Annotated in this window: 10 protein-coding genes; 3 read left to right on the forward strand and 7 right to left on the reverse strand. The window is 36.2% G+C overall.

All coding sequences use genetic code 11. The annotated features are described in order from the left end of the window. Positions 1 to 223 precede the first annotated feature (223 nt). The 4 genes from SH09_RS15565 to SH09_RS15580 all read right to left on the reverse strand — a co-directional run bounded on the left by SH09_RS15565 (position 224) and on the right by SH09_RS15580 (position 3,581). Positions 224 to 970 (reverse strand): glycerophosphodiester phosphodiesterase family protein, encoded by a 747-nt coding sequence (locus SH09_RS15565; protein WP_042740506.1) that lies wholly within the window; start codon positions 968 to 970, stop codon positions 224 to 226. Between the two features lie 161 nt (positions 971 to 1,131). Then, complete coding sequence (locus SH09_RS15570; protein ID WP_042740507.1) at positions 1,132 to 1,482, reverse strand: membrane protein; 351 nt, start codon at positions 1,480 to 1,482, stop codon at positions 1,132 to 1,134. Between the two features lie 38 nt (positions 1,483 to 1,520). Beyond that, positions 1,521 to 2,489, reverse strand: coding sequence for a DUF4352 domain-containing protein (locus SH09_RS15575; protein ID WP_042740508.1), 969 nt, complete (start codon positions 2,487 to 2,489; stop codon positions 1,521 to 1,523). Positions 2,490 to 2,696: 207 nt separating this feature from the next. Further along, a complete protein-coding gene (locus SH09_RS15580; RefSeq protein ID WP_042740509.1) occupies positions 2,697 to 3,581 on the reverse strand; it encodes a LysR family transcriptional regulator in 885 nt (294 codons plus the stop codon). A gap of 115 nt (positions 3,582 to 3,696) precedes the next feature. Here SH09_RS15580 and SH09_RS15585 point away from each other — a divergent pair, with 115 nt between their 5' ends. The 3 genes from SH09_RS15585 (at position 3,697) to SH09_RS15595 (ending at position 6,497) form a co-directional block, all read left to right on the forward strand. Continuing rightward, a complete protein-coding gene (locus SH09_RS15585) occupies positions 3,697 to 4,887 on the forward strand; it encodes an MFS transporter (RefSeq protein ID WP_042740510.1) in 1,191 nt (396 codons plus the stop codon). Positions 4,888 to 5,235: 348 nt separating this feature from the next. Then, positions 5,236 to 6,048 (forward strand): DUF3100 domain-containing protein, encoded by an 813-nt coding sequence (locus tag SH09_RS15590; RefSeq protein WP_042740511.1) that lies wholly within the window; start codon positions 5,236 to 5,238, stop codon positions 6,046 to 6,048. After that, positions 6,045 to 6,497 carry a hypothetical protein gene (locus SH09_RS15595; protein ID WP_042740512.1) on the forward strand — a complete coding sequence of 151 codons (453 nt, stop codon included), beginning with the start codon at positions 6,045 to 6,047 and terminating at the stop codon, positions 6,495 to 6,497. Before SH09_RS15590 ends, SH09_RS15595 begins: the two co-directional genes overlap by 4 nt. Before the next feature lie 82 nt (positions 6,498 to 6,579). Here SH09_RS15595 and SH09_RS15600 read toward each other — a convergent pair whose 3' ends face one another. The 3 genes from SH09_RS15600 to SH09_RS15610 form a co-directional block, all read right to left on the reverse strand. Then, positions 6,580 to 20,022: an Ig-like domain-containing protein gene (locus tag SH09_RS15600; RefSeq protein WP_042740513.1), complete on the reverse strand. Its 13,443-nt coding sequence runs from the start codon at positions 20,020 to 20,022 to the stop codon at positions 6,580 to 6,582. Between the two features lie 331 nt (positions 20,023 to 20,353). Then, positions 20,354 to 20,683 (reverse strand): hypothetical protein, encoded by a 330-nt coding sequence (locus SH09_RS15605; protein WP_042740514.1) that lies wholly within the window; start codon positions 20,681 to 20,683, stop codon positions 20,354 to 20,356. 254 nt (positions 20,684 to 20,937) lie between these two features. After that, a complete protein-coding gene (locus SH09_RS15610) occupies positions 20,938 to 22,458 on the reverse strand; it encodes an aldehyde dehydrogenase family protein (protein WP_042740515.1) in 1,521 nt (506 codons plus the stop codon). Between the last annotated feature and the right edge of the window lie 23 nt (positions 22,459 to 22,481).

Below are 22,481 nucleotides of genomic sequence, written 5' to 3' on the forward strand. Positions count from 1 at the left end.
AATTTTAGCGTATAATGAAAGCAAAGGTAATCATAAATATTCAATGCTTGCATCTTAATTTAGTACATCATTACATATTATTTTATAAAAATAACCCTTAAATGAATGTTCAAATTCATCTAAGGGTTTTGTTACTAAATCTAACTAAATCTAACTAAATCGACTTAATTAAATTAACTAAATACTGTTTCTGTCAAATACATCTATTCTTACAATCTTGTCATTAATCTCTTTCCAAATGTATCATCGCATCAGCTTTATCAGTAAAAATACCTGTAGCGCCCCAATTCGCAAGTTGATTGGCACGTTCTTTTTTATTTACTGTCCAAACATTCAAATCAAATCCTGCATTACGAATCATTTCAACACGATTTTGCGTCAACTTCGCATCTTCAATATTAACAATCTTAGATCCACAGAAATCCAAAATTGTTCGCCAATCTGCTTTAAAGGCAACCGCCTTAAATATAACTGCTCTACGGTACTGTGGCATGTATGTTTCCGCAAGCTTTAATAACGGTATGTTAAAGCTTGAAATCATCACATCAATGCCATTTTCAAGAGAAGCAAGTTTCTCAGCAACTTGTTGCACCATACTTTCAGACAAACGTGTTCCGTCCGGGCCAGAAACCCCCTTCAATTCAACATTTATATTCATATGCGTTTCATTGGCAAATGTAATCACATCATCAAATGTAGGAATCTTTTCATTTTCAAACTCCGTACTATGCCAACTGCCAGCTGAAGCAGATTTAATTTGGTCATATGCAACTTGCGTTATTTCACCCTTATGATTTGTAGTTCTCTCTAAAAAATCATCATGCACAATAATTAATTGTTCATCTTTCGTGATAGCTACATCTAATTCCACCCATTTCAAACCTCGTGTAGAAGCAGCTTCTTTAAATGAAGCAAGTGTATTTTCAGGTGCCTTACTCGGTAAACCTCTGTGACCATATATCGTAAACATAGATTCTACTCCTTCAATATATTATTTATAATCATGATAAACATGATAATACAAATAATCAAAATAAATGCGATTGCTTAGTTATCATATATACTAGATATAAATAAAGTACATTTATATCAAAAAGCGCAAGGATTGTTATAAACCTTGCGCTTTTTGAGTTATTTTCTTACTAATGCTAAAATACCTGCTACCAAAATTAAAATTCCAGATAAAATTCCGAAAAAGCCGATAAATATCATATTTAAAATTCCACCAATAATTAACAGAATCCCCATAACAATACGTTGTTTATTGATAATACAGCTTAGTATCAACGTGATAATACAGGTTAAGATTACAGCAGTTCCTAAGCCACCTATACTCGCACTATCTGCATCTCCAAATTCTGAACCAATTCCTCCAAGCATAATAGCGAATAGACCACCTAGAATTCCAAATACACTCCTCAGTATACCTAATATCATTTCCGCAACACGATTTGTTGGTCTCACATAATGATTATTGTTCATCTCACAATTCCTCCATTATTTAAATTTTTTATATCTCTTTATTCTGTAGTTTCTTTAGTATTTTCTTCAGGCATTTCACTATCATCAGCTGAAGTATCTTCACTTTCAGAGGATTCTTCCTCTTCTAATTCTTTCATGTCTTCCTCGTATTGCTTATCTATTTCATCCATTTCTTTTTCATATTCTTCTTCTTCACGCTGTAATTCTTCTTCTAGAGCTTTATCTTCTTCTTCTATTTGTTTGTCATATAATGCTTCTATACGATCTTCTAATTGTGTATATTCAATTTCTAAAACGTCATGATCCACATGATCCATCTTTTCTCCATCTGTTAAACTATTGTATTCATCAACTAAATCGTTATACATTTCCGCAGTATATGGTGTATCCTCACTATCAAATGTATCTTCATCAGATGTATCTTCTGTTTCAACAGGTGTTGATGTTTGACTAACGTTTCCTTTATTTCCTTCTTTAATGTCAGATTTTTTAATTTTCCAACGCGCTTTTACACTTTCAAAGTTAGGGGTAGCATCCATTTCTAAAGTATACTCTTCACTATCTGGTACATCATATGTAATATAACCTGATGCAGTATTCCCTTTGTTTAATTGGTGAGTAAATCCATCATTTACATCTTCATTGCCAAACCATTCTTGATAGTTTTCATTATCCACTTTCATACTGAAATCAGTTGAATCCACTAACACCTGTTCATCATTGTTATTTTTAAACTTTAGATATACTTTAATTGCTTTTCCGTTTTCTGGTGCACTGTATTCATCATAATCATTTACAAATTCCACTTTTGTAACTTTTACATCAACACCATCAGCATCTATAACTTGTCCTATTTTAAAGTCCTTCATTTTCGAAGTTGCTTTAGCTTTATCAGATTTTCTCGAATTCTCTTCACTGTCCCTGTTATCGCTAGATGTATTTAAATTAATGTCACAGCCAGCTAACACAAAAATCCCCAAAACCATAATAATTAAAAACCTTTTCATTCAATCCCTCCACACATGTATGCATAACACCATCATATAATTTATTTAATCAACCTTCTATAATTCTATAATATTTTTAATTAAAATCAATATGTTTCCTTAAGATTTTTTAAAATTTTAATTATTTTCTCCATAATTAGTTAAAAAAATAAGCAGACCCATAGGTCTACTTATTTTCCTAACTAATTGTCACTATTCCCTACCACTCTATTTCACGCTTTGAAAATAGTCGATTAAACTTTTTCTAGTCTGATTGATAATCGGGACGGATTGGTTTTTAGTTTTATAACAGAGTCCAATTTTTCTATTAGCTACGTAGTCACTGATTGGTATTTGTTTTAAATTCGCAATTTGTATATTTCGTAAATGCGGTAAAATTGAAATCCCTAATCCTGAACTTATGAATGCCGCAATTGTTATCGTTTCATCTCCTTCAAAGTTAATTTCAGGAACAAAATCAAAATGCTTAAACAATTCATCAATCTGTTCTCTCAACACATAATTTTGCTTTAATAGTATGAACTTTTCATCGTATAAAGCTTTGATCGAAATCTGATCATGGTGCGCTAATGGATGTGTGTCATTTAACGTGATGTATAATTCCTCTTCTAACAGTGGTTCAAATTGAGTATTAGGTGTTATTTCAGATACTGTAGTAACGATGATATCCACTTCTCCATCATCTAACATTTCTAGCAATTTTTTGGCATGATTTTGAATTAATTTCAGACGTATCTTTGGAAATTTTTTTTTAAAGGCTTTCAGAAAATCTGAAATGTATGTCACACCTACTGAATGCAAGAAACCAATCGTCAATTTCCCACTTTCAATATTAGTATCATGTGCGACTTGATTCTTATATATTTCCATTTCTCCCACAATATTATTCGTTGTATGTAAAAAGTCTATACCATACTGGTTCAGCTTCAACTTTCTTCCGATTCTATTAAATAGTGGCACACCTAATTCCTTTTCTAAGTTTTTAATAGCTCTACTTAATGCAGATTGACTTACATTTAAAATCTTCGCAGTTTCAGACATATTTTCTAATTTAGCTAACTGTTTAAAGTATTCAAAATGATGCCATTCCATTTTAAAGGCCCTCCCTTATGCTATAAACGCATAAGTTATATGATAATTATGCATTTTTTAAATCATTATATACATGCTACGATAAATCTATCAACTAAAAGTGAGGTAAATTTCATTGGATTATCAAACAAACAATTTCGTAGAAAAAGGGACTAAGGCATATGCAAAAATTATTATTGCACTCTTTATCTCCGGGTTCACTATTTTTTCAATTCTGTATAGTGTTCAACCACTTATACCTCATTTCACAAAATCATTTAATGTTAGTGAGACTGTAGCAAGTTTAGCTTTATCTGTCACAACATTAACACTAGCGCTTGCCATGCTATTTTTTGGTGCAATATCAGAGGTTATTGGTCGAAAGCCGATAATGATATTTTCTGTTATTTCAGTATCACTATTAGCGTTATTGCAATCATTTATTACAGATTTCAATGTGTTTCTAATTATTCGTTTTATCCAAGGCATTTGTTTAGCAGGTCTCCCTTCTATTGCTATGGCATATATCGGCGAAGAAGTATCAGCGCGAAGTCTCCCAGCAGCTATGGGTATTTATATTAGCGGAAATGCTTTCGGTGGCGCATTCGGTAGAATATTTACAGGTATCATATCCAGTATATATGGTTACCAAATCGGTTTATTGTCCATAGGCATTATCAGTGTCATTGCTGCAATTTTATTTTCATTTTTATTACCAACTTCACAACACTTTGAAAAGCAACGCTTTTCAATTACAGATTTACTCAAAAGTTATAGCCAACACCTTAAAAATGTTAGATTGTTGAAACCATTTATGGTTGGTTTTCTATTATTGGGCTGTAATATAGCTGCTTTCAACTATATCAGCTTTGCCTTAGCTTCAAAGCCTTATCAATTACATGATACAATTATTAGCTTTATCTATTTATTATTTTTAATTGGCATGTTGTCCTCAATTCTAAATGCCAAATTACGCCGTGCATTAGGCACATTAAATGCATTAAAATTCAGTATTCTACTACTTATCGTTGGTATTTGGATTACATTGTTACCACCGCTTCCATTTAAAATACTTGGTCTCGCATTTAGTGTTTACGCCTTTTTTAGCGGTCATGCTATTGCCAGTGCAGTCGTTGCTGGTAGAGCAGAACATCATAAAGCTCAAGCCTCTAGTTTATACTTGCTGTTTTATTATATTGGTTCTTCAGTTGGTGGTACTTTAGCAGGTTATTTTTATGGTATGTTTCAATGGCCTGGCGTCGTCACAATGATCACTATATTTATGGCAATTGCCTTTATCATTTCGATGACTATTAAACAGCGTTGATTATTCAATTATTAATTACTGTTCTGATTAAATTCCTAATAACCAATAGTTATATTTTTAGAAAAAGCATCGCAACGCTAACTATAATTTTTTTAAAAAGCATCACAATGCTAATAAGTTTTTCTACAAAGCAACAAGAGAGCTCATCTATCAAGGTGGGCTCTCTTACTTTCATATATATTATATTCTGCAACATTATCACTTTTCATTAAATGCACTTAGCTCACCTCGTTAAAAGCTAACTTTTTTATAAATTTATCTTACTCCCTTTAATTTTCAGAAAAATAAGTATAAAATAGACGCTATTAATGTCAGAAAATTCAAAATTATATATGGAGGTTATACACTATGAAAGCAAAAACGAGCTTATGGAAAGATTGGCGTCTACATGGCATCGTCTTCGTCATAATGATTATATCTGAATTCATCGGAACACATAAAATTCCTTTAGGTCCTACGTCACTCCTATTATTACCAGTAGTATATGCCGTATTACTAGGTTTAGCTGTATATTTCACACCAATTATTAAAAAGACACAAGCTAAACATGCAGAATCAATGGTTTTTATTTCTGTAGCATTACTTATCGCTAAATTCGGTGTTGAAGCAGGACCCGCTTTACCCAAAATTATCGCTGCTGGACCGGCCTTAATACTACAAGAAATTGGGCACCTAGCTACTATAATCTTCGCATTACCACTAGCTTTAGTTTTGGGATTACGCAAAGAAGCTATCGGAATGACTCATTCTATTGGTAGAGAAGCAAATTTAGCTTTGATTACTGAAAAGTTCGGCATATCGTCCCCTGAATGGCGCGGTGTTATGTCTATTTACATATTCGGAACCATATTTGGTGCTATTTTCTTTAGTATATTTGCTGGATTAATCATTTCTATTGTTCCACTAAGTCCACTTGCATATGCTATGGCATCTGGTGTAGGTAGTGGTGTTATGACAGCTGCCGCATTAGGCCCTTTGGTTTCAATGTATCCAGATCAAGCAAGTACGATCACTGCTTTTTCAGGGGTAAGTAACTTACTGACATCAGTGACAGGATTATATATCGGTATACTTATAGCTCTCCCATTAACACAAAAATACTATCAATTAATGATGGCCATAAAAGGGAAATTCAGTAGCAAAGGAGAAGAAATAGAATGACATCTAAATATTTAGACTGGTTTCTCACACTTATTGTTGTTGGGTTTATTTCACTTATCAGTAATTGGATCGGACAGAGTATAATGCCTTTCAAAGCATTACCTGGTATCTTATCACTTATGTTTATCGCATTTATTGGTTTAATATTACATCAATTACTTCCATTTAATGTTCCTAGTATCGCCTACATTGGCATTATTGGTTTAATACTCACAATCCCTGGCATGCCAGGTTCCTCATATATCGTAAAGTGGACTGAACAAGTTGAATTACTGTCCCTTGCCACGCCAGTTGTTGCATATGCGGGCGTTTCAATCGGTAGCTCTTGGGTCGACTTCGCAAAATTAGGTTGGAAGACTGTTATCATTGGTATTGTAATGTTAATCAGTACCTATCTTGGTGCTGCCTTAGTTGCAGAAATCATCTTGCGTATTCAAGGATTAGTATAATCCGAAAATAAAGATCATCCATTATCACTTATTAAAAAAGTCTCCCTAATTCAAGTTAATGGTTAGGGAGACTTGCATCTATTTAATTATCTTGCTTATTTTTGTCATTGTTTTTTCTGCGTCTAGTAAACAATAACGCTGAACCAATTAGTGCCATCAGACTACCATAAGCTGTTGTATTCACAGCATCATTTTGTCCTGTTGATGGTAATTCACCTTGCTCGTGGTTGCTACCATTTGGTTCATTTTCACGATTTGAATTCATTGATTTATCTGCATTGTGTTGTCCACTCAAGTCTTGCTCAATATCACTTTGTACATGATCTAATGCCTGACTGTGACTGATATTACTTTGTTGGTCATTTGCAGTTCCATTATTCTGGTTTACATCTTGAGTATGATTTGTTTGTTCAATGTCTACATTTACTTCATTGGATGCATTACCATTAGCATCAATAGCAATCACTTTAATAGATTTCATTTTACTCAAATCTACAGTCTCTGGAACTTTAATATCAAATCTACCTTTGCTATCTGCATTTCCAACTAAAACTTTACCATTCGGTAATTTAATCTTAATAGTTGCATTTGCTTCAGCAGTTCCTGAAATAATTTTGCTATCTTTATCTATTGGATTTACATTAGGATTTGTCGGTGCTGTATTATCAGTAACTTTAACAGTAATTTCTTCTGATGTATTCCCAGACACATCCGTTGCTGTAATAATCAATGATTCTCCACCATTTAATTTAAAGTTATTAGGAATTTTCACTTTGTAATTTCCTTGTTTACCCACTTTTGTAGATATAACTTTACCATTTGGCAGTTTAACTTTAATCGTTGAACCCACCTCTGCTGTACCGACAACGAGTGGATTATCACTTGTTATTGGTTTCACAGTTGGTGATTTAGGTGCTGTGATATCCTCTACATGAATTGTTGTAGCTAACGACTCATTACTTGAAGGATCCACAACTGATACTTTTAGTACTTCTCCACCTTTAAATGTACCTTTATACGGTAATTCAACATTGAAAGCACCTTGTTTATCTACTTGTGCAGTTAATAATTTACCATTTGGTAGTTTAACTTTTACAAGAGCTCCTGGTTCTGCTGTACCAGTAATATGAGTACTTTCACTTGTCACTTTATTTACTTTAGGTGTTTCTGGAATTGTTGTATCTTTAACAATGATTATAATTGGAGATGTTTCATTACCTTGAGCATCTGTTGCGGTAATACTTAGCTTTTCTCTACCTTTAAATACTAATCCAGAAGGTAAATCTATAGCAAAAGCACCTTTATCGTCAGCTTTTATAGATAATTTTTCACTTGTAGGTAATTGAACATTCACAACCGCATCTGGTTCTGTGATACCTGTTAATTGCTTACTTTCAGTTGTAAACGAATCAATTTTTGGCATAACAGGTGGTGTTGTATCTTCTACTATTATTTCTAGTGCAGCCGTTTGATTGTCTGCTTTATCAGTTGCAATAACTTGCAGACTTTCTCCACCTTTAAATTTTACTTTATTCGGTAATTCTATAGTATATTGACCTTTATTATCTACTAATTTCTTAAGTACTGTACCATCTGGTAGTTTAACACTGACTGTACTACCGACCTCACCTGTACCAGTAATCATTGTATCTTCACTTGTTAGATCATTTACAGTCGGTATCGATGGCGGTGTATTATCAACGACTGTCAGTCTTGTTGGTTTCGAAGCATTGCCTGAGATATCTGTTGCAATCGCCTCAATTGTTTCTCCACCATTTAATTTCATATTATCAGGTAGTAAGATTATAAAGTTACCAAATCCATCTGTTTTCCCTTTAATCTTAGTGCCATTTGAAATATTGACTTCTATTATAGACAATGGCTCTGCTTCACCAGTAATTGCTTTACTTTCGCTTGTGATTTCATCAATTAATGGCGATTTTGGAGGTGTAACATCTGTCACAGAAACTCTCAATACATCAGATTGATTGCCCTCTTTATCCATAGAAATTACCTTAAGTTGTTCTCCACCTTGTAATCCATAATCTTTAGGTAATTGTAATGTGAAATTACCGTTTTGATCAGCTTCAACAGTAAGTGTAGGTTTATATGCTGCTTCTACTATTATTGTCGCAAGTGGTTCTGTATTACCAGAAATCACTTTACTTTCACTTGTAATTTCATTCACTGTTGGTTCCTCTGGTGGTGTTCTATCAATGACTGTAGAACGTACTGTTGTAGAATCATTACCAGCTGCATCAGTGGCAAATACCTCTATAACTTCCCCACCTTGTAATTCAAAGCCATCTTTCCAAGGTACCATGTAGGAGCCATTATTATCAGCTTTTCCTTTAAGTAACTCTCCACTTGGTAATTTAATTGTAATCAATGCATCAGGTTCTGAGAAACCAGATACACCTTGGCTAAAGCTAATAATTGGGTAAACAACTGGCTCTTTTGGCGGTGTAACATCTTTCACATTTATTACTTTCTCTTCCGAAATATTAAATGATTTATCAATTGATATTACTTTAAGTTGTTCTCCACCTTGGAATTTAGTATTAGAAGGTATATCTATTGAATAATTACCTTGATCATCAATATGTTGAACTAAATACGTTCCATCTGGTAGTTCTACTCTTACTACTGCTTGTGGTTCACCTGTACCAGTGATTGTAGTACTTTCAGTTGTAATAGGATTTACGCTTGGTACAACAGGTGGTGTGACATCAGCAACATTTATGATTGTTACTGTTGATTTATTTCCTGCTGCATCCGTTGTAGTTAATTGGATACTTTCCCCACCTTGGAATTGCTTATTAGCAGGTATATCTATTGTGTAGTTACCTTGATCGTCTGTTTGACCCGTTAATTCTGTGCCATCTGGTAGTGTAAGTGTTACTGTTGTATTTTCTTCACTTGTTCCAGCGACTTTATTATCATCACTTGTAACTTGATTTACCTTTGGTGCTTCAGGTGGTGTAGCATCTATAACTTGTATGATTGTTGCTTCTGATTTATTACCTGCTAAATCTGTCGCAGTCACTCTGAGTGTTTCATTTCCAGCAAAAATTGTGTCATACAAATCAATTGTATAATTTCCTTGATCATCTGCCACTGCTGTTAACTCTGAATCATCAGGTAACACCATAATTATTTTTGCTCCAGGTTCGCTAGTTCCTGATATTTCCATACTTTCACTCGTTAATTTACCGATTGTAGGTGGTGTTGGTGGTGTCTTATCTTCTACATCGATTGTTGCTACATGTGATGTATTACCCGATTGATCTGTAGCTGTTAATTTAATTTTTTCTCCACCTTGGAATTTTTGATTGTTTGGAATATCAATCAAATAATTGCCTTGTAGATTTGCTGTAGCTGTTAATTCTGTACCATCTGGAAGTAATACCTTAACTATAGAATCTGGCTCGGCAGTACCACTAATCAACGTATCTTGACTTGTAAAAGGACTTACTGTTGGTACTAGTGGCGGTGTTGTATCCTTAACATCAATTACAATAACTTCTGATTTATTACCTGCATCATCTGTTGCTGTAATTTTCACTTTTTCTCCACCACGGAAACGGTTGGCATCATCAACAATAATAGTGTAGTCACCTTGGTCATCTGCTTTGCCAGTGAGTACTGTTCCATAAGGTAACTCGACTTTAATTGTCGCTCCAGGTTCAGTTGTACCCGTGATTTGTGTACTTTCACTAGTAATTGGATTTACTATTGGCTCTTCTGGTGCTGTTACATCTAAAACCCTTATATAAGTAGGTAATGAAACATTTCCTGATGCATCAATTGCATACACATTCACATCTTCTTCACCATCAAGAATCCATCCATTCGGAAGAGCTATAACGTAAATACCTTGATCATTTGCTACAGCTGTTAATTCATTTCCACCTGCAATTGTTAATTTAATCTTGGCATTTGGTTCAGCTAGACCACTAATTTGTGTACTTTCACTTGTAATAGGAAGCACTGTTGGTGGTTTAGGAGGTGTAACATCTCTTACTTCAATTGTTGTTTCTTTAGATTTGTTGCTTGATGCATCTGTTGATGTCACCTTAATACTTTCTCCGCCACTGAATTTAATGTTTGATGGGATATCAATGACATAATTGCCTTGGTCATCTACAACACTTATTAATTCTGTACCATTCGGCAACTCAACTTTTACTGTTGAGCCCGGCTCGCCTGTCCCTGTTACTTGCGTACTTTCACTTGTAACCTCACTCACCGTCGGTGCCACTGGTGGCGTTGTATCTTTTACATCTATGACTTTCTCATCAGATTTGTTACCTGATGCATCTGTCGATGTGACTTTAATACTTTCTCCACCTTGGAATTTTTTATTAGTTGGAAGGTCGATTGTGTAGTTTCCTTGATCATCCGCTACACCTGTTAACTCTGTTCCATCTGGCAATTCAACTTTCACTGTTGAGCCTGGTTCGCCTGTACCCGTTACTTGCGTACTTTCACTCGTAACTTCGCTCACCGTTGGTGCCACTGGTGGCGTTGTATCTTTTACATCTATAACTTTCTCATCAGATTTATTGCCTGATGCATCTGTTGATGTTACTTTAATGCTTTCTCCACCATTGAATTTCTTATTAGTTGGAAGATCGATTGTGTAGTTTCCTTGGTCATCTGTGACTGCTGATAATTCTGTGCCGTCCGGTAATTCTACTTTAACCGTTGAGCCTGGTTCGCCTGTGCCTGTTACTTGCGTACTTTCACTTGTAACCTCACTCACCGTCGGTGCCACTGGTGGTGTTGTATCTTTTACATCTATCACTGTTTCACCAGACTTATTACCTGATGGATCTGTTGATGTTACCTTAATACTTTCTCCACCGTTAAATTTCTTATTAGCTGGCAGATCAATAACGTAATTGCCTTGATCATCCGCTACACCTGTTAACTCTGTTCCATCCGGTAATTCTACCTTAACTGTTGAACCTGGTTCACCTGTACCCGTTACTTGCGTACTTTCACTTGTAACCTCACTCACCGTTGGTGCCACTGGTGGTGTTGTATCTTTCACAGCTATCACTGTTTCATTAGACTTATTACCTGACGCATCTGTTGATGTTACTTTAATACTTTCTCCACCGTTAAACTTCTTACTTGTTGGAAGGTCGATGACATAATTTCCTTGGTCATCTGCAATTGCTGACAATTCTGTGCCATCTGGCAACTCGACTTTTACCGTACTTCCTGGTTCTCCTGTGCCTGTTACTTGTGTGCTTTCACTCGTAACTTCACTCACCGTTGGTGCCACTGGTGGTGTTGTATCTTTAACATCTATCACTGTTTCACCAGATTTATTACCTGATGCATCTGTTGACGTTACCTTAATACTTTCTCCACCTTTGAATTTCTTATTAGCTGGAAGATCGATTGTGTAATTACCTTGATTATCTGCGACTCCATCCAATACCGTACCATCCGGCAATTCTACTTTCACTGTTGAACCTGGTTCACCTGTCCCTGTCACTTGTGTACTTTCACTTGTGACTTCACTCACCGTTGGTGCCACTGGTGGTGTTGTATCTTTCACATCTATGACTTTCTCATCAGATTTGTTACCTGATGCATCCGTTGATGTGACCTTAATACTTTCTCCACCGTTAAATTTCTTATTAGCTGGCAGATCAATAACGTAATTGCCTTGATCATCTGCGACTCCATCCAATACCGTACCATCCGGTAATTCTACTTTAACCGTTGAACCTGGTTCACCTGTTCCTGTCACTTGCGTACTTTCACTTGTAACCTCACTCACTGTTGGTGCCACTGGCGGCGTTGTATCCTTCACATCTATGACTGTGTCATCAGACTTGTTGCCTGACGCATCTGTTGATGTAATCTTAATACTTTCTCCACCTTGGAATTTCTTATTAGATGGAAGGTCGATTGTGTAATTGCCTTGGTCATCTGTGACTGCTGATAATTCTGTGCCGTCTGGTAACTCTACTTTAACCGTTGAACCTGGTTCGCCTGTGCCTGTTACTTGTGTGCTTTCACTCGTAACTTCACTCACCGTTGGTGCCACTGGTGGTGTTGTATCTTTTACAGCTATCACTGTTTCACCAGATTTATTACCTGATGCATCTGTTGATGTTACCTTAATACTTTCTCCACCTTGGAATTTCTTATTACTTGGGAGATTGATTGTGTAGTTTCCTTGATCATCCGCAACTCCATCCAATACTGTACCATTAGGTAATTCTACCTTAACTGTACTTCCTGGTTCGCCTGTGCCTGTTACTTGCGTACTTTCACTTGTAACTTCGCTCACCGTCGGTGCCACTGGTGGTGTTGTATCTTTAACATCTATCACTGTTTCACCAGATTTGTTACCTGACGCATCTGTTGATGTAATCTTAATACTTTCTCCACCTTGGAATTTCTTATTACTTGGGAGATCGATTGTATAGTTTCCTTGATTATCCGCGACTCCATCCAATACTGTACCATCCGGTAATTCTACCTTAACTGTACTTCCTGGTTCTCCTGTTCCTGTCACTTGCGTACTTTCACTTGTGACTTCACTCACCGTTGGTGCCACTGGTGGTGTTGTATCTTTAACATCTATCACTGTTTCACCAGATTTGTTACCTGACGCATCTGTTGATGTAATCTTAATACTTTCTCCACCTTGGAATTTCTTATTACTTGGGAGATCGATTGTGTAGTTTCCTTGGTCGTCAGCTATTGCAGTTAACTCTGTTCCATCCGGTAATTCTACCTTAACCGTACTTCCCGGCTCGCCTGTACCCGTTACTTGCGTACTTTCACTTGTAACTTTGCTCACCGTTGGTGCCACTGGTGGCGTTGTATCTTTCACATCTATCACTGTTTCATTAGACTTATTACCTGACGCATCTGTCGATGTGACTTTGATACTTTCTCCACCATTGAATTTCTTATTAGCTGGAATATCAATAACGTAATTGCCTTGATCATCTGCCACTGCTGATAATTCTGTGCCGTCCGGTAATTCTACCTTAACCGTTGATCCTGGTTCACCCGTACCTGTGACTTGCGTACTTTCACTTGTAACCTCACTCACCGTCGGTGCCACTGGCGGCGTTGTATCTTTCACATCTATGACTTTCTCATCAGACTTATTACCTGATGCATCTGTTGATGTGACTTTTATTTGTTCTCCGCCATTAAATTTCTTATTAGCTGGAAGATCGATTGTGTAATTGCCTTGATCATCTGCGACTCCATCCAATACCGTACCATCCGGTAATTCTACCTTAACCGTTGAACCTGGTTCACCTGTTCCTGTCACTTGCGTACTTCCACTTGTAACCTCACTCACCGTTGGTGCCACTGGTGGTGTTGTATCTTTTACAGCTATCACTGTTTCACCAGATTTATTACCTGATGCATCTGTTGATGTTACCTTAATACTTTCTCCACCGTTAAATTTCTTATTACTTGGGAGATCGATTGTGTAATTGCCTTGGTCATCTGCGACTCCATCCAATACTGTACCATCAGGTAATTCTACCTTAACTGTTGAGCCTGGTTCGCCTATACCTGTCACTTGTGTACTTCCACTTGTAACCTCACTCACCGTTGGTGCCATTGGTGGTGTTGTATCTTTTACAGCTATCACTGTTTCACCAGATTTATTACCTGATGCATCTGTTGATGTTACCTTAATACTTTCTCCACCGTTAAATTTCTTATTACTTGGGAGATCGATTGTATAGTTTCCTTGATTATTCGCTACACCTGTTATCTCTGTGCCATCCGGTAATTCTATTTTAACCGTTGAGCCTGGTTCACCTGTCCCTGTTACTTGTGTACTTTCACTTGTAACCTCACTCACCGTCGGTGCGACTGGTGGCGTTGTATCTTTAACATCTATCACTGTTTCACCAGACTTATTACCTGATGCATCTGTTGATGTTACCTTAATACTTTCTCCACCGTTAAATTTCTTATTAGCTGGAATATCAATAACGTAATTGCCTTGATCATCTGCTACACCTGTTAACTCTGTTCCATCTGGTAACTCTACCTTAACTGTTGAGCCTGGTTCACCTGTCCCTGTTACTTGCGTACTTTCACTTGTAACCTCACTCACCGTCGGTGCCACTGGCGGCGTTGTATCTTTTACATCTATCACTGTTTCACCAGACTTATTACCTGATGCATCTGTTGATGTGACCTTAATACTTTCTCCACCATTAAATTTCTTATTAGCTGACAGATCAATAACGTAATTACCTTGATCATCCGCTACACCTGTTAACTCTGTTCCATCCGGTAATTCTACTTTCACCGTTGAACCTGGTTCACCTGTTCCTGTCACTTGCGTACTTTCACTTGTAACCTCACTCACTGTCGGTGCGACTGGTGGCATTGTATCTTTTACATCTATGACTTTCTCATCAGATTTGTTACCTGACGCGTCTGTTGATGTGACCTTAATACTTTCTCCACCTTTGAATTTCTTATTAGCTGGAAGGTCGATTGTGTAGTTTCCTTGGTCGTCTGTGACTGCTGATAATTCTGTGCCGTCCGGTAATTCTACTTTAACCGTTGAACCTGGTTCGCCTGTGCCTGTCACTTGCGTACTTTCACTTGTAACCTCACTCACCGTTGGTGCTACTGGTGGTGTGGTATCTTTCACATCTATCACTGTTTCACCAGATTTATTACCTGATGCATCTGTTGATGTGACCTTAATACTTTCTCCACCGTTAAATTTCTTATTACTTGGGAGATCGATTGTATAGTTACCTTGGTCATCCGCTACACCTGTTAACTCTGTTCCATCCGGTAACTCAACTTTCACTGTTGAGCCTGGTTCACCTGTGCCTGTTACTTGTGTACTTTCACTTGTAACCTCACTCACCGTTGGTGCCACTGGTGGTGTTGTATCCTTCACATCTATGACTGTGTCATCAGACTTGTTGCCTGACGCATCTGTTGATGTAATCTTAATACTTTCTCCACCTTGGAATTTCTTATTAGTTGGAAGATCGATTGTGTAGTTTCCTTGATCATCCGCGACTCCATCCAATACTGTACCATCAGGTAATTCTACCTTAACTGTTGAGCCCGGCTCGCCTGTACCCGTTACTTGCGTACTTTCACTTGTAACCTCACTCACCGTTGGTGCCACTGGTGGTGTTGTATCCTTCACATCTATGACTGTGTCATCAGACTTGTTGCCTGACGCATCTGTTGATGTAACCTTAATACTTTCTCCACCTTGGAATTTCTTATTAGTTGGAAGATCGATTGTGTAGTTTCCTTGATCATCTGCGACTCCATCCAATACTGTACCATCAGGTAATTCTACCTTAACTGTTGAGCCCGGCTCGCCTGTACCCGTTACTTGCGTACTTTCACTTGTAACCTCACTCACCGTTGGTGCCACTGGTGGTGTTGTATCTTTTACATCTATAACTTTCTCATCAGACTTGTTGCCTGACGCATCCGTTGATGTAACCTTAATACTTTCTCCACCTTGGAATTTCTTATTAGCTGGAAGGTCGATTGTGTAATTACCTTGATCATCTGCGACTCCATCCAATACTGTACCATCAGGTAATTCTACCTTAACTGTTGAGCCCGGCTCGCCTGTACCCGTTACTTGTGTACTTTCACTTGTAACCTCACTCACCGTTGGTGCCACTGGTGGTGTTGTATCTTTTACATCTATGACTTTCTCATCAGATTTGTTACCTGACGCATCTGTCGATGTAACCTTAATACTTTCTCCACCTTGGAATTTCTTATTAGTTGGAAGATCGATTGTGTAGTTTCCTTGATCATCCGCTACACCTGTTATCTCTGTGCCATCCGGTAATTCTACTTTAACCGTTGAACCTGGTTCACCTGTGCCTGTCACTTGCGTACTTTCGCTCGTAACTTCGCCCACCGTTGGAGCCACTGGTGGCGTTGTATCTTTAACATCTATCACTGTTTCTTCAGACTTATTATCTGATGCATCTGTTGATGTGACCTTAATGCGTTCTCCACCATTAAACTTATTATTGGTTGGAAGATCAATTTCAAAGTTCCCTTGGTCATCTACGACTCCGTTCAATACGGTACCATCCGGTAATTCTACTTTAACCGTTGAACCCGCTTCGCCTGTGCCTGTCACTTGTGTACTTTCGCTCGTAACTTCACTCACCGTTGGAACCACTGGTGGCGTTGTATCTTTCACATCTATCACTGTCGCTTCAGACTTATTTCCTGCAGCATCTGTTGATGTGACCTTAATACTTTCTCCACCATTAAACTTATTATTAGTTGGAAAATCGATTGTATAGTTACCTTGATCATCTGCTAGACCACTCAATTCAGAGCCATCTGGCAATTCCACATTTACAATTGCGCCAGCTTCAGTTGTACCTGATAATTGTGTGCTTGTATCAGTAAAATCATTGACTGTTGGAGGTTCTGGCGCTGTTGCATCTTGAACTATAATTGACGTTGATAAAGCAAAGTTTCCTGGTTGACTCGTAGCAGAAAGATCTATTTTTTCTCCACCAATAAATTTAATATAACTCGGCAATAAAATTTCAAAATTTCCCGAATCTGCTACTTCACCATATAGCAATGTGCCATCAGGTAATTTCACACTAATCAAAGACCCTGAAGTAGCTAAACCAGTTATTTTTTTCGATTCAGTCGTTACTGTTTGCACAATAGGGAATCCTACATATCCTTCCACAGTAACAGTCGTAGGTTCTGATGCAATACTTTTTCCACTGATAGCCACTAATTGAAGTTCTTCGCCAACTTTTAACTTATAATCAGCTGGCAATTGGATTTCGAATCTTCCATTTTCATCACCTTTGGATAATATTTCAGAACTATCTGGTAATATTAATCTAACAATTGTCTCTGGTTCAGTAATTCCAGTTATACTTTTATCTCTATTCATTACTGGGTTTACTGTTGGTGGGGCTATGCCTGCGCTATCTTTAACAGTGACGGGATCAGAAGGAATACTTGTATATTTTCCTTTTTTCGCAGTAGCGATTAAAACAGTTCCTGCCTTTAAGGGTTTCTTTAATATAATAAAGTTGCCAGTTTGATCCTTAGCAATATCCACGCGACCAATAAATTTACCTTTGTCATCTTTGACAGTAATTGTAGAGCCACTCAAACCTAGTATTCCAATATTTGGATCAATATCAGTTACTGGCTCAATTGTCGGCTTCAATGCCTTTGTGATATCTATAACATCAAACGTTGTAGATTCGGGGTTTGTATATTTTTTCGACATTACGTTAGCCGTGTACTTACCTGGTGTTAAATGGGATACTTTAATATCAAATTGTCCATAAATATCTACTTTACCTTTACCGATCACTTTATTATTAAAATCAACAATACTCACTTCTAAATCTGTATCGTCATCAATAATATCCACCCTACCATAGATGCTATTCATGTCTGTAGTGACAGCTTCTACTCTAGGTTTGCCAACTAATGGAGATGTTCTTAAATTCATGTATTCATTGCCATCTGTATCTCCGTCATTGTCTGTGTCAGCATTTTCAGGATCAGTATGAGAACTATGAATTTCAAAGCTATCTGTTAAGCCATCTCTATCTTTATCTTGGATATAATATGTTGATGTGCCAAAGGTATTTTCTATCAAACCACCTTCACGGTCTGTAAAATAACCATAAAACGTAAATTCTTCTCTCACTTTGGATGTCCCTGGAATGATATTTCCATTTTCATCAAACTTTCCATCTCTAATCAAAATATTATTAGGTGATTGATTAAATTTAACAACAATTCTAATACCAACTGTTTCAGGTAGCGAATTATTAAATTCAATTAAAGTGTTTAAATCATACGCAGTAATTGATCCTTCACCATTTTGACTCAATGGCAATTTTGCTACTAAGGTTTCTTCATAATATGTTTTATCGAAGCCTGCTAGGCCTTTAAAGTCATATTTGTGCAATTCTATTGATTCTGCAAATGGAATTAATTTAGGGTCAATTTTATAAAAATAAACCCACTGCTTATTGAGTCCTAAATCTAATAATGGTCCTCCATAATTTAATATTCCATTTTTTAAAATTTGTTGGTCTCCTACGAATGCTCCATATTTGCCAATAGTAGGGTCAAACTGTACTGACCCAGAACTTGCTTTAAATGCACTATTCGCTGCTGTTGAGGTAGATAATTTTAAATTTGTAAATGATTTGTCAGCTTTTGTTATAAAGTAACCACTGGATTCAGATGTTCTAATTTTTGTATTTTCTAATGAGTCTTTTACATAAATTAAATAATTGAGTTTATCGCCGTCTAAATCTGTTTCAGCATGCAAGATATTGCCAACTGTATCGTCTAATTCAATCATACCGCCTTCAGCAGTATATTGACTTAAAATTTCAGCTCCTCCAAATAAACCATTATTCGCTCTAATATAATTCACTTGCCAAATATTAGTTTTCTTTCCTTCTGGTGTAATTACTCTGTTAAATTCAACGGGCGTTGTTTGGTTAGCTGGAATAGCTGATATTTTAGTAATATGATTCGCAATTACTTCATCTAATTGTAAATTAATCTTAAAACGATCTCCTGAATTTGCTCCTGTCATATAGCTATGAATTCTGAATGGAATATTTTTACCTTTTAAGATATCATCCTTTAACAATTTTTCAGGATCAAATATCAAAGTTTGGAATGTATAATTATCTGAGTACTTTAATGCCTCAAGAGACGCATCTTCTGTCTTATCTCTGTTCGCAGTAGTTTGGCGTTTTGTTCTTTTTAATGTACGTGTTGATGGTTCGTGAGTTGCAACAACTTTTCTAAGCTTTTTATTCTGTGATTGCTTATCTGGCTGTGCTTGCCCGTTAACTTTGCGACTTTCTTTTGTATTTTCATTCTTTTGTTCTTCGGGCCTAATAATCTGTGGTTTATTAATAGAATTGTTTACATTTGAATTCTCAGGTGCTTCTAGCGATGACGTTTCTCTTTCTTCAGTCGATGCTTCATCTTCAGTAATCTGTTGCTTTGTTTCTTCTGGTTTATGTTCTGTTAGCACAGATTCTTCTTTATTGTTAATTGGTTCAGCTTGTGTCTCTATGCTTTCTTCTTTGTTCTGTTGTTCTTCGTTACTCGTGTGTTCATTAGTAACGTCTTTATCTATGCGCTCATGTTGAATTGCATTAGGTTTACTCGTTGTTTCATTTGTACTCTGTTGCGTTTCATCAATATGCTTTGTTTCATGTGCGGTTTGCTCTTGTGTCGATTGTTGTATGGATTGCTCTTGTGATTTGTCTACCGTTGTGCTCTCTTGTTGTTCATGTGGTTCGGAATTTTCGTTTGAATTAGCAACTGTTTTGTTTTTTTCTTGGCTTGCTAATTCATCGGCGTATGCCTCATTACCTAATCCAAACACTAATGTAGCACCTATGAGTAAAGATGCTGTACCAACTGTAAGCTTTCTAATCGAGTATTTATTCCTTTGACTCGAAATGTTATTACAATTTTTGTTCATTAGATTCCTCCACGTTATTATATTGTAAACAATTCTAATATGTATATTATCACAATACTATAAATAATTTAAGTATTTATTTTAGATTATTAACGTATTTTTATAAAATATTACATATCAATCTTATTAACCCATAATCAAAGCGTACGTATTGCATGCTTTAAATCACATTTTAAATTGAAAAACACCTTTTTAATTCTATTTTTAAACGCAATAAAAAGAGGTTCATTAGTATTTCAATTTCACTAATAAACCTCTTTTAATGTCATTATATTAATCATTTTAACAATTAATTCACAGAGTTAATCTTTGTGTTAATTTTAAATCTTAATTATGCCGTTCTTAAATATTTGTCATAATCAAAACTATTAATATCATTTGTTACAATTACTTTAGTACCTATAATCATTTCTAATACTCGGCTAACAATACACACTGCATCTAAGTGTAATGATTTAATATCATTTATTTCTAATACAATAAAGCGAATCACATTAACGTTAGCACCTACGCTCTTGATTAAATCTTCAATATATAACGTTAATTGATTTATATAGTCTTGATTTGAAATTGCAATGACTCTAGAATTAATTGGCTCTTTTCTGTCATTTCTTAGATACAAAAGTGTATTACCCATACTATATCTAACAATTAAATACATCAAATCACACCACTTTATTTATCATTTATTAATAGTATATACATTTCAGGCAATTACAAAACATTTTTTCTTAATTTTGCGCAACTTATATGCAAGGATTGATTTTCCCACTAAAAATGAAAAAGAGATTCCTATCACTAATCCTTTACCACGTATCTTATCCGTTTAAAATGGCATTCATGGATGAGCTCAATAGCAATCTCCTAATTAAAGCAGTATATTTAATTGTGTGTGCTTTCTACCTAAAATATAATCTAAAAAAGACCTGTTGGTTTAGTATCATAACTCACTAATAAATTTTTAGTTTGTTGATAGTGTTCTAGCATCATCAAGTGATTTTCTCTACCAATCCCGCTCATTTTATAACCACCAAACGCTGCATGTGCGGGATATGTATGGTAGTTATTCACCCATACTCGACCTGCTTGAATACCACGGCCAATTCGATAAGCAGTATTTTGATTTCTAGTCCATAGTCCTGCACCAAGTCCGTATTCTGTATCATTCGCCATCTCCAAGGCTTCAGCTTCATCTTTAAATGTCGCAACAGATAGTACCGGTCCAAATATTTCTTCTTGGAAAATTCTCATGTCTTGCGTACCTTTAAAAATTGTAGGTTCTATATAAAATCCATTCTCTAAGTCGTCTCCTTCGGTACGGATACCCCCACCAACTAATACTTCTGCTCCTTCAGATTTTCCAATATCTAAGTATTTTTTAATCTTTTCTTGTTGTTCATTAGAAGTTTGTGCTCCCACCATAGTTGTGTCATCTAAAGGATTGCCAAGTTTAATCTTGTTCACTTTATCTATGCACAACTCAATAAAGTCATCATAAATATCTTCGTGAATTAACGCTCTGGATGGACATGTACAGACTTCACCTTGATTCAAGGCAAACATAACTAATCCCTCAACTGCTTTATCTAGATATTCATCATTTTCATCCATAATGTCTTTAAAAAATATATTCGGTGATTTACCACCTAATTCTAACGTCACTGGAATAATATTATCGCTCGCATTTTTCATAATTATTTTTCCAGTTGTAGTCTCTCCCGTAAAAGCCACTTTATTAATTTCTGTATGTGTAGCTAAAGCTTCACCTGTTTCAGCCCCAAAGCCATTAACTACATTTAAAATTCCTGCTGGTAATAGATCTTCAATTAATTCGATAAAGTGCAAAATAGAAACTGGTGTTTGTTCTGCCGGTTTTAACACGACAACATTTCCAGTTACTAATGCAGGCGCAATCTTCCATGTCGCCATTAACAATGGGAAGTTCCATGGAATGATCTGACCAACAACACCTAGTGGTTCTTTGTAATGATATGCAACGGTATCATTATCAATTTGTGAAATACCACCTTCTTCAGCACGAATAACTCCTGCAAAATATCTAAAATGATCAACAACTAACGGTAAATCTGCAGCTAATGTTTCTCTAACCGGTTTCCCGTTATCAAATGTTTCGATTACAGCTAAATATTCTAAATTCTCCTCAACCCTATCTGCAATTTTCAACAATAGTTGCGAACGTTCTGCAGGTGATTGCTTTGCCCATTCAATCTGTGCTTCTTTCGCTGCTGCAACTGCCAAATCTACGTCTGCTTTTGTTGATCTTGGAATCTGTGCATAAACTTCACCTGTAATAGGCGAAATGTTATCAAAATATTGATCTTCTTCTGGTTCTTTCCAAGTGCCTCCAATGTAATTTGCATATGTTGATTTCACTTTGTATTTCGCATCTTGCTCAGTTGGATTTGTATATAGCATATTAAAACCTCCTCTATTCGCTT

The sequence above is a fragment of the Staphylococcus gallinarum genome (assembly GCF_000875895.1).
Taxonomy (GTDB): Bacteria; Bacillota; Bacilli; order Staphylococcales; family Staphylococcaceae; genus Staphylococcus; species Staphylococcus gallinarum.

What these genes read in the sequence shown, in the direction of transcription:
- SH09_RS15565 (WP_042740506.1), bottom strand. Translation starts at nt 970, where the DNA reads ATGTTTACGATATATGGTCACAGAGGTTTACCGAGTAAGGCACCTGAA.
- SH09_RS15570 (WP_042740507.1), bottom strand. Translation starts at nt 1,482, where the DNA reads ATGAACAATAATCATTATGTGAGACCAACAAATCGTGTTGCGGAAATG.
- SH09_RS15575 (WP_042740508.1), bottom strand. Translation starts at nt 2,489, where the DNA reads ATGAAAAGGTTTTTAATTATTATGGTTTTGGGGATTTTTGTGTTAGCT.
- SH09_RS15580 (WP_042740509.1), bottom strand. Translation starts at nt 3,581, where the DNA reads ATGGAATGGCATCATTTTGAATACTTTAAACAGTTAGCTAAATTAGAA.
- SH09_RS15590 (WP_042740511.1), top strand. Translation starts at nt 5,236, where the DNA reads ATGAAAGCAAAAACGAGCTTATGGAAAGATTGGCGTCTACATGGCATC.
- SH09_RS15595 (WP_042740512.1), top strand. Translation starts at nt 6,045, where the DNA reads ATGACATCTAAATATTTAGACTGGTTTCTCACACTTATTGTTGTTGGG.
- SH09_RS15600 (WP_042740513.1), bottom strand. Translation starts at nt 20,022, where the DNA reads ATGAACAAAAATTGTAATAACATTTCGAGTCAAAGGAATAAATACTCG.
- SH09_RS15605 (WP_042740514.1), bottom strand. Translation starts at nt 20,683, where the DNA reads ATGTATTTAATTGTTAGATATAGTATGGGTAATACACTTTTGTATCTA.
- SH09_RS15610 (WP_042740515.1), bottom strand. Translation starts at nt 22,458, where the DNA reads ATGCTATATACAAATCCAACTGAGCAAGATGCGAAATACAAAGTGAAA.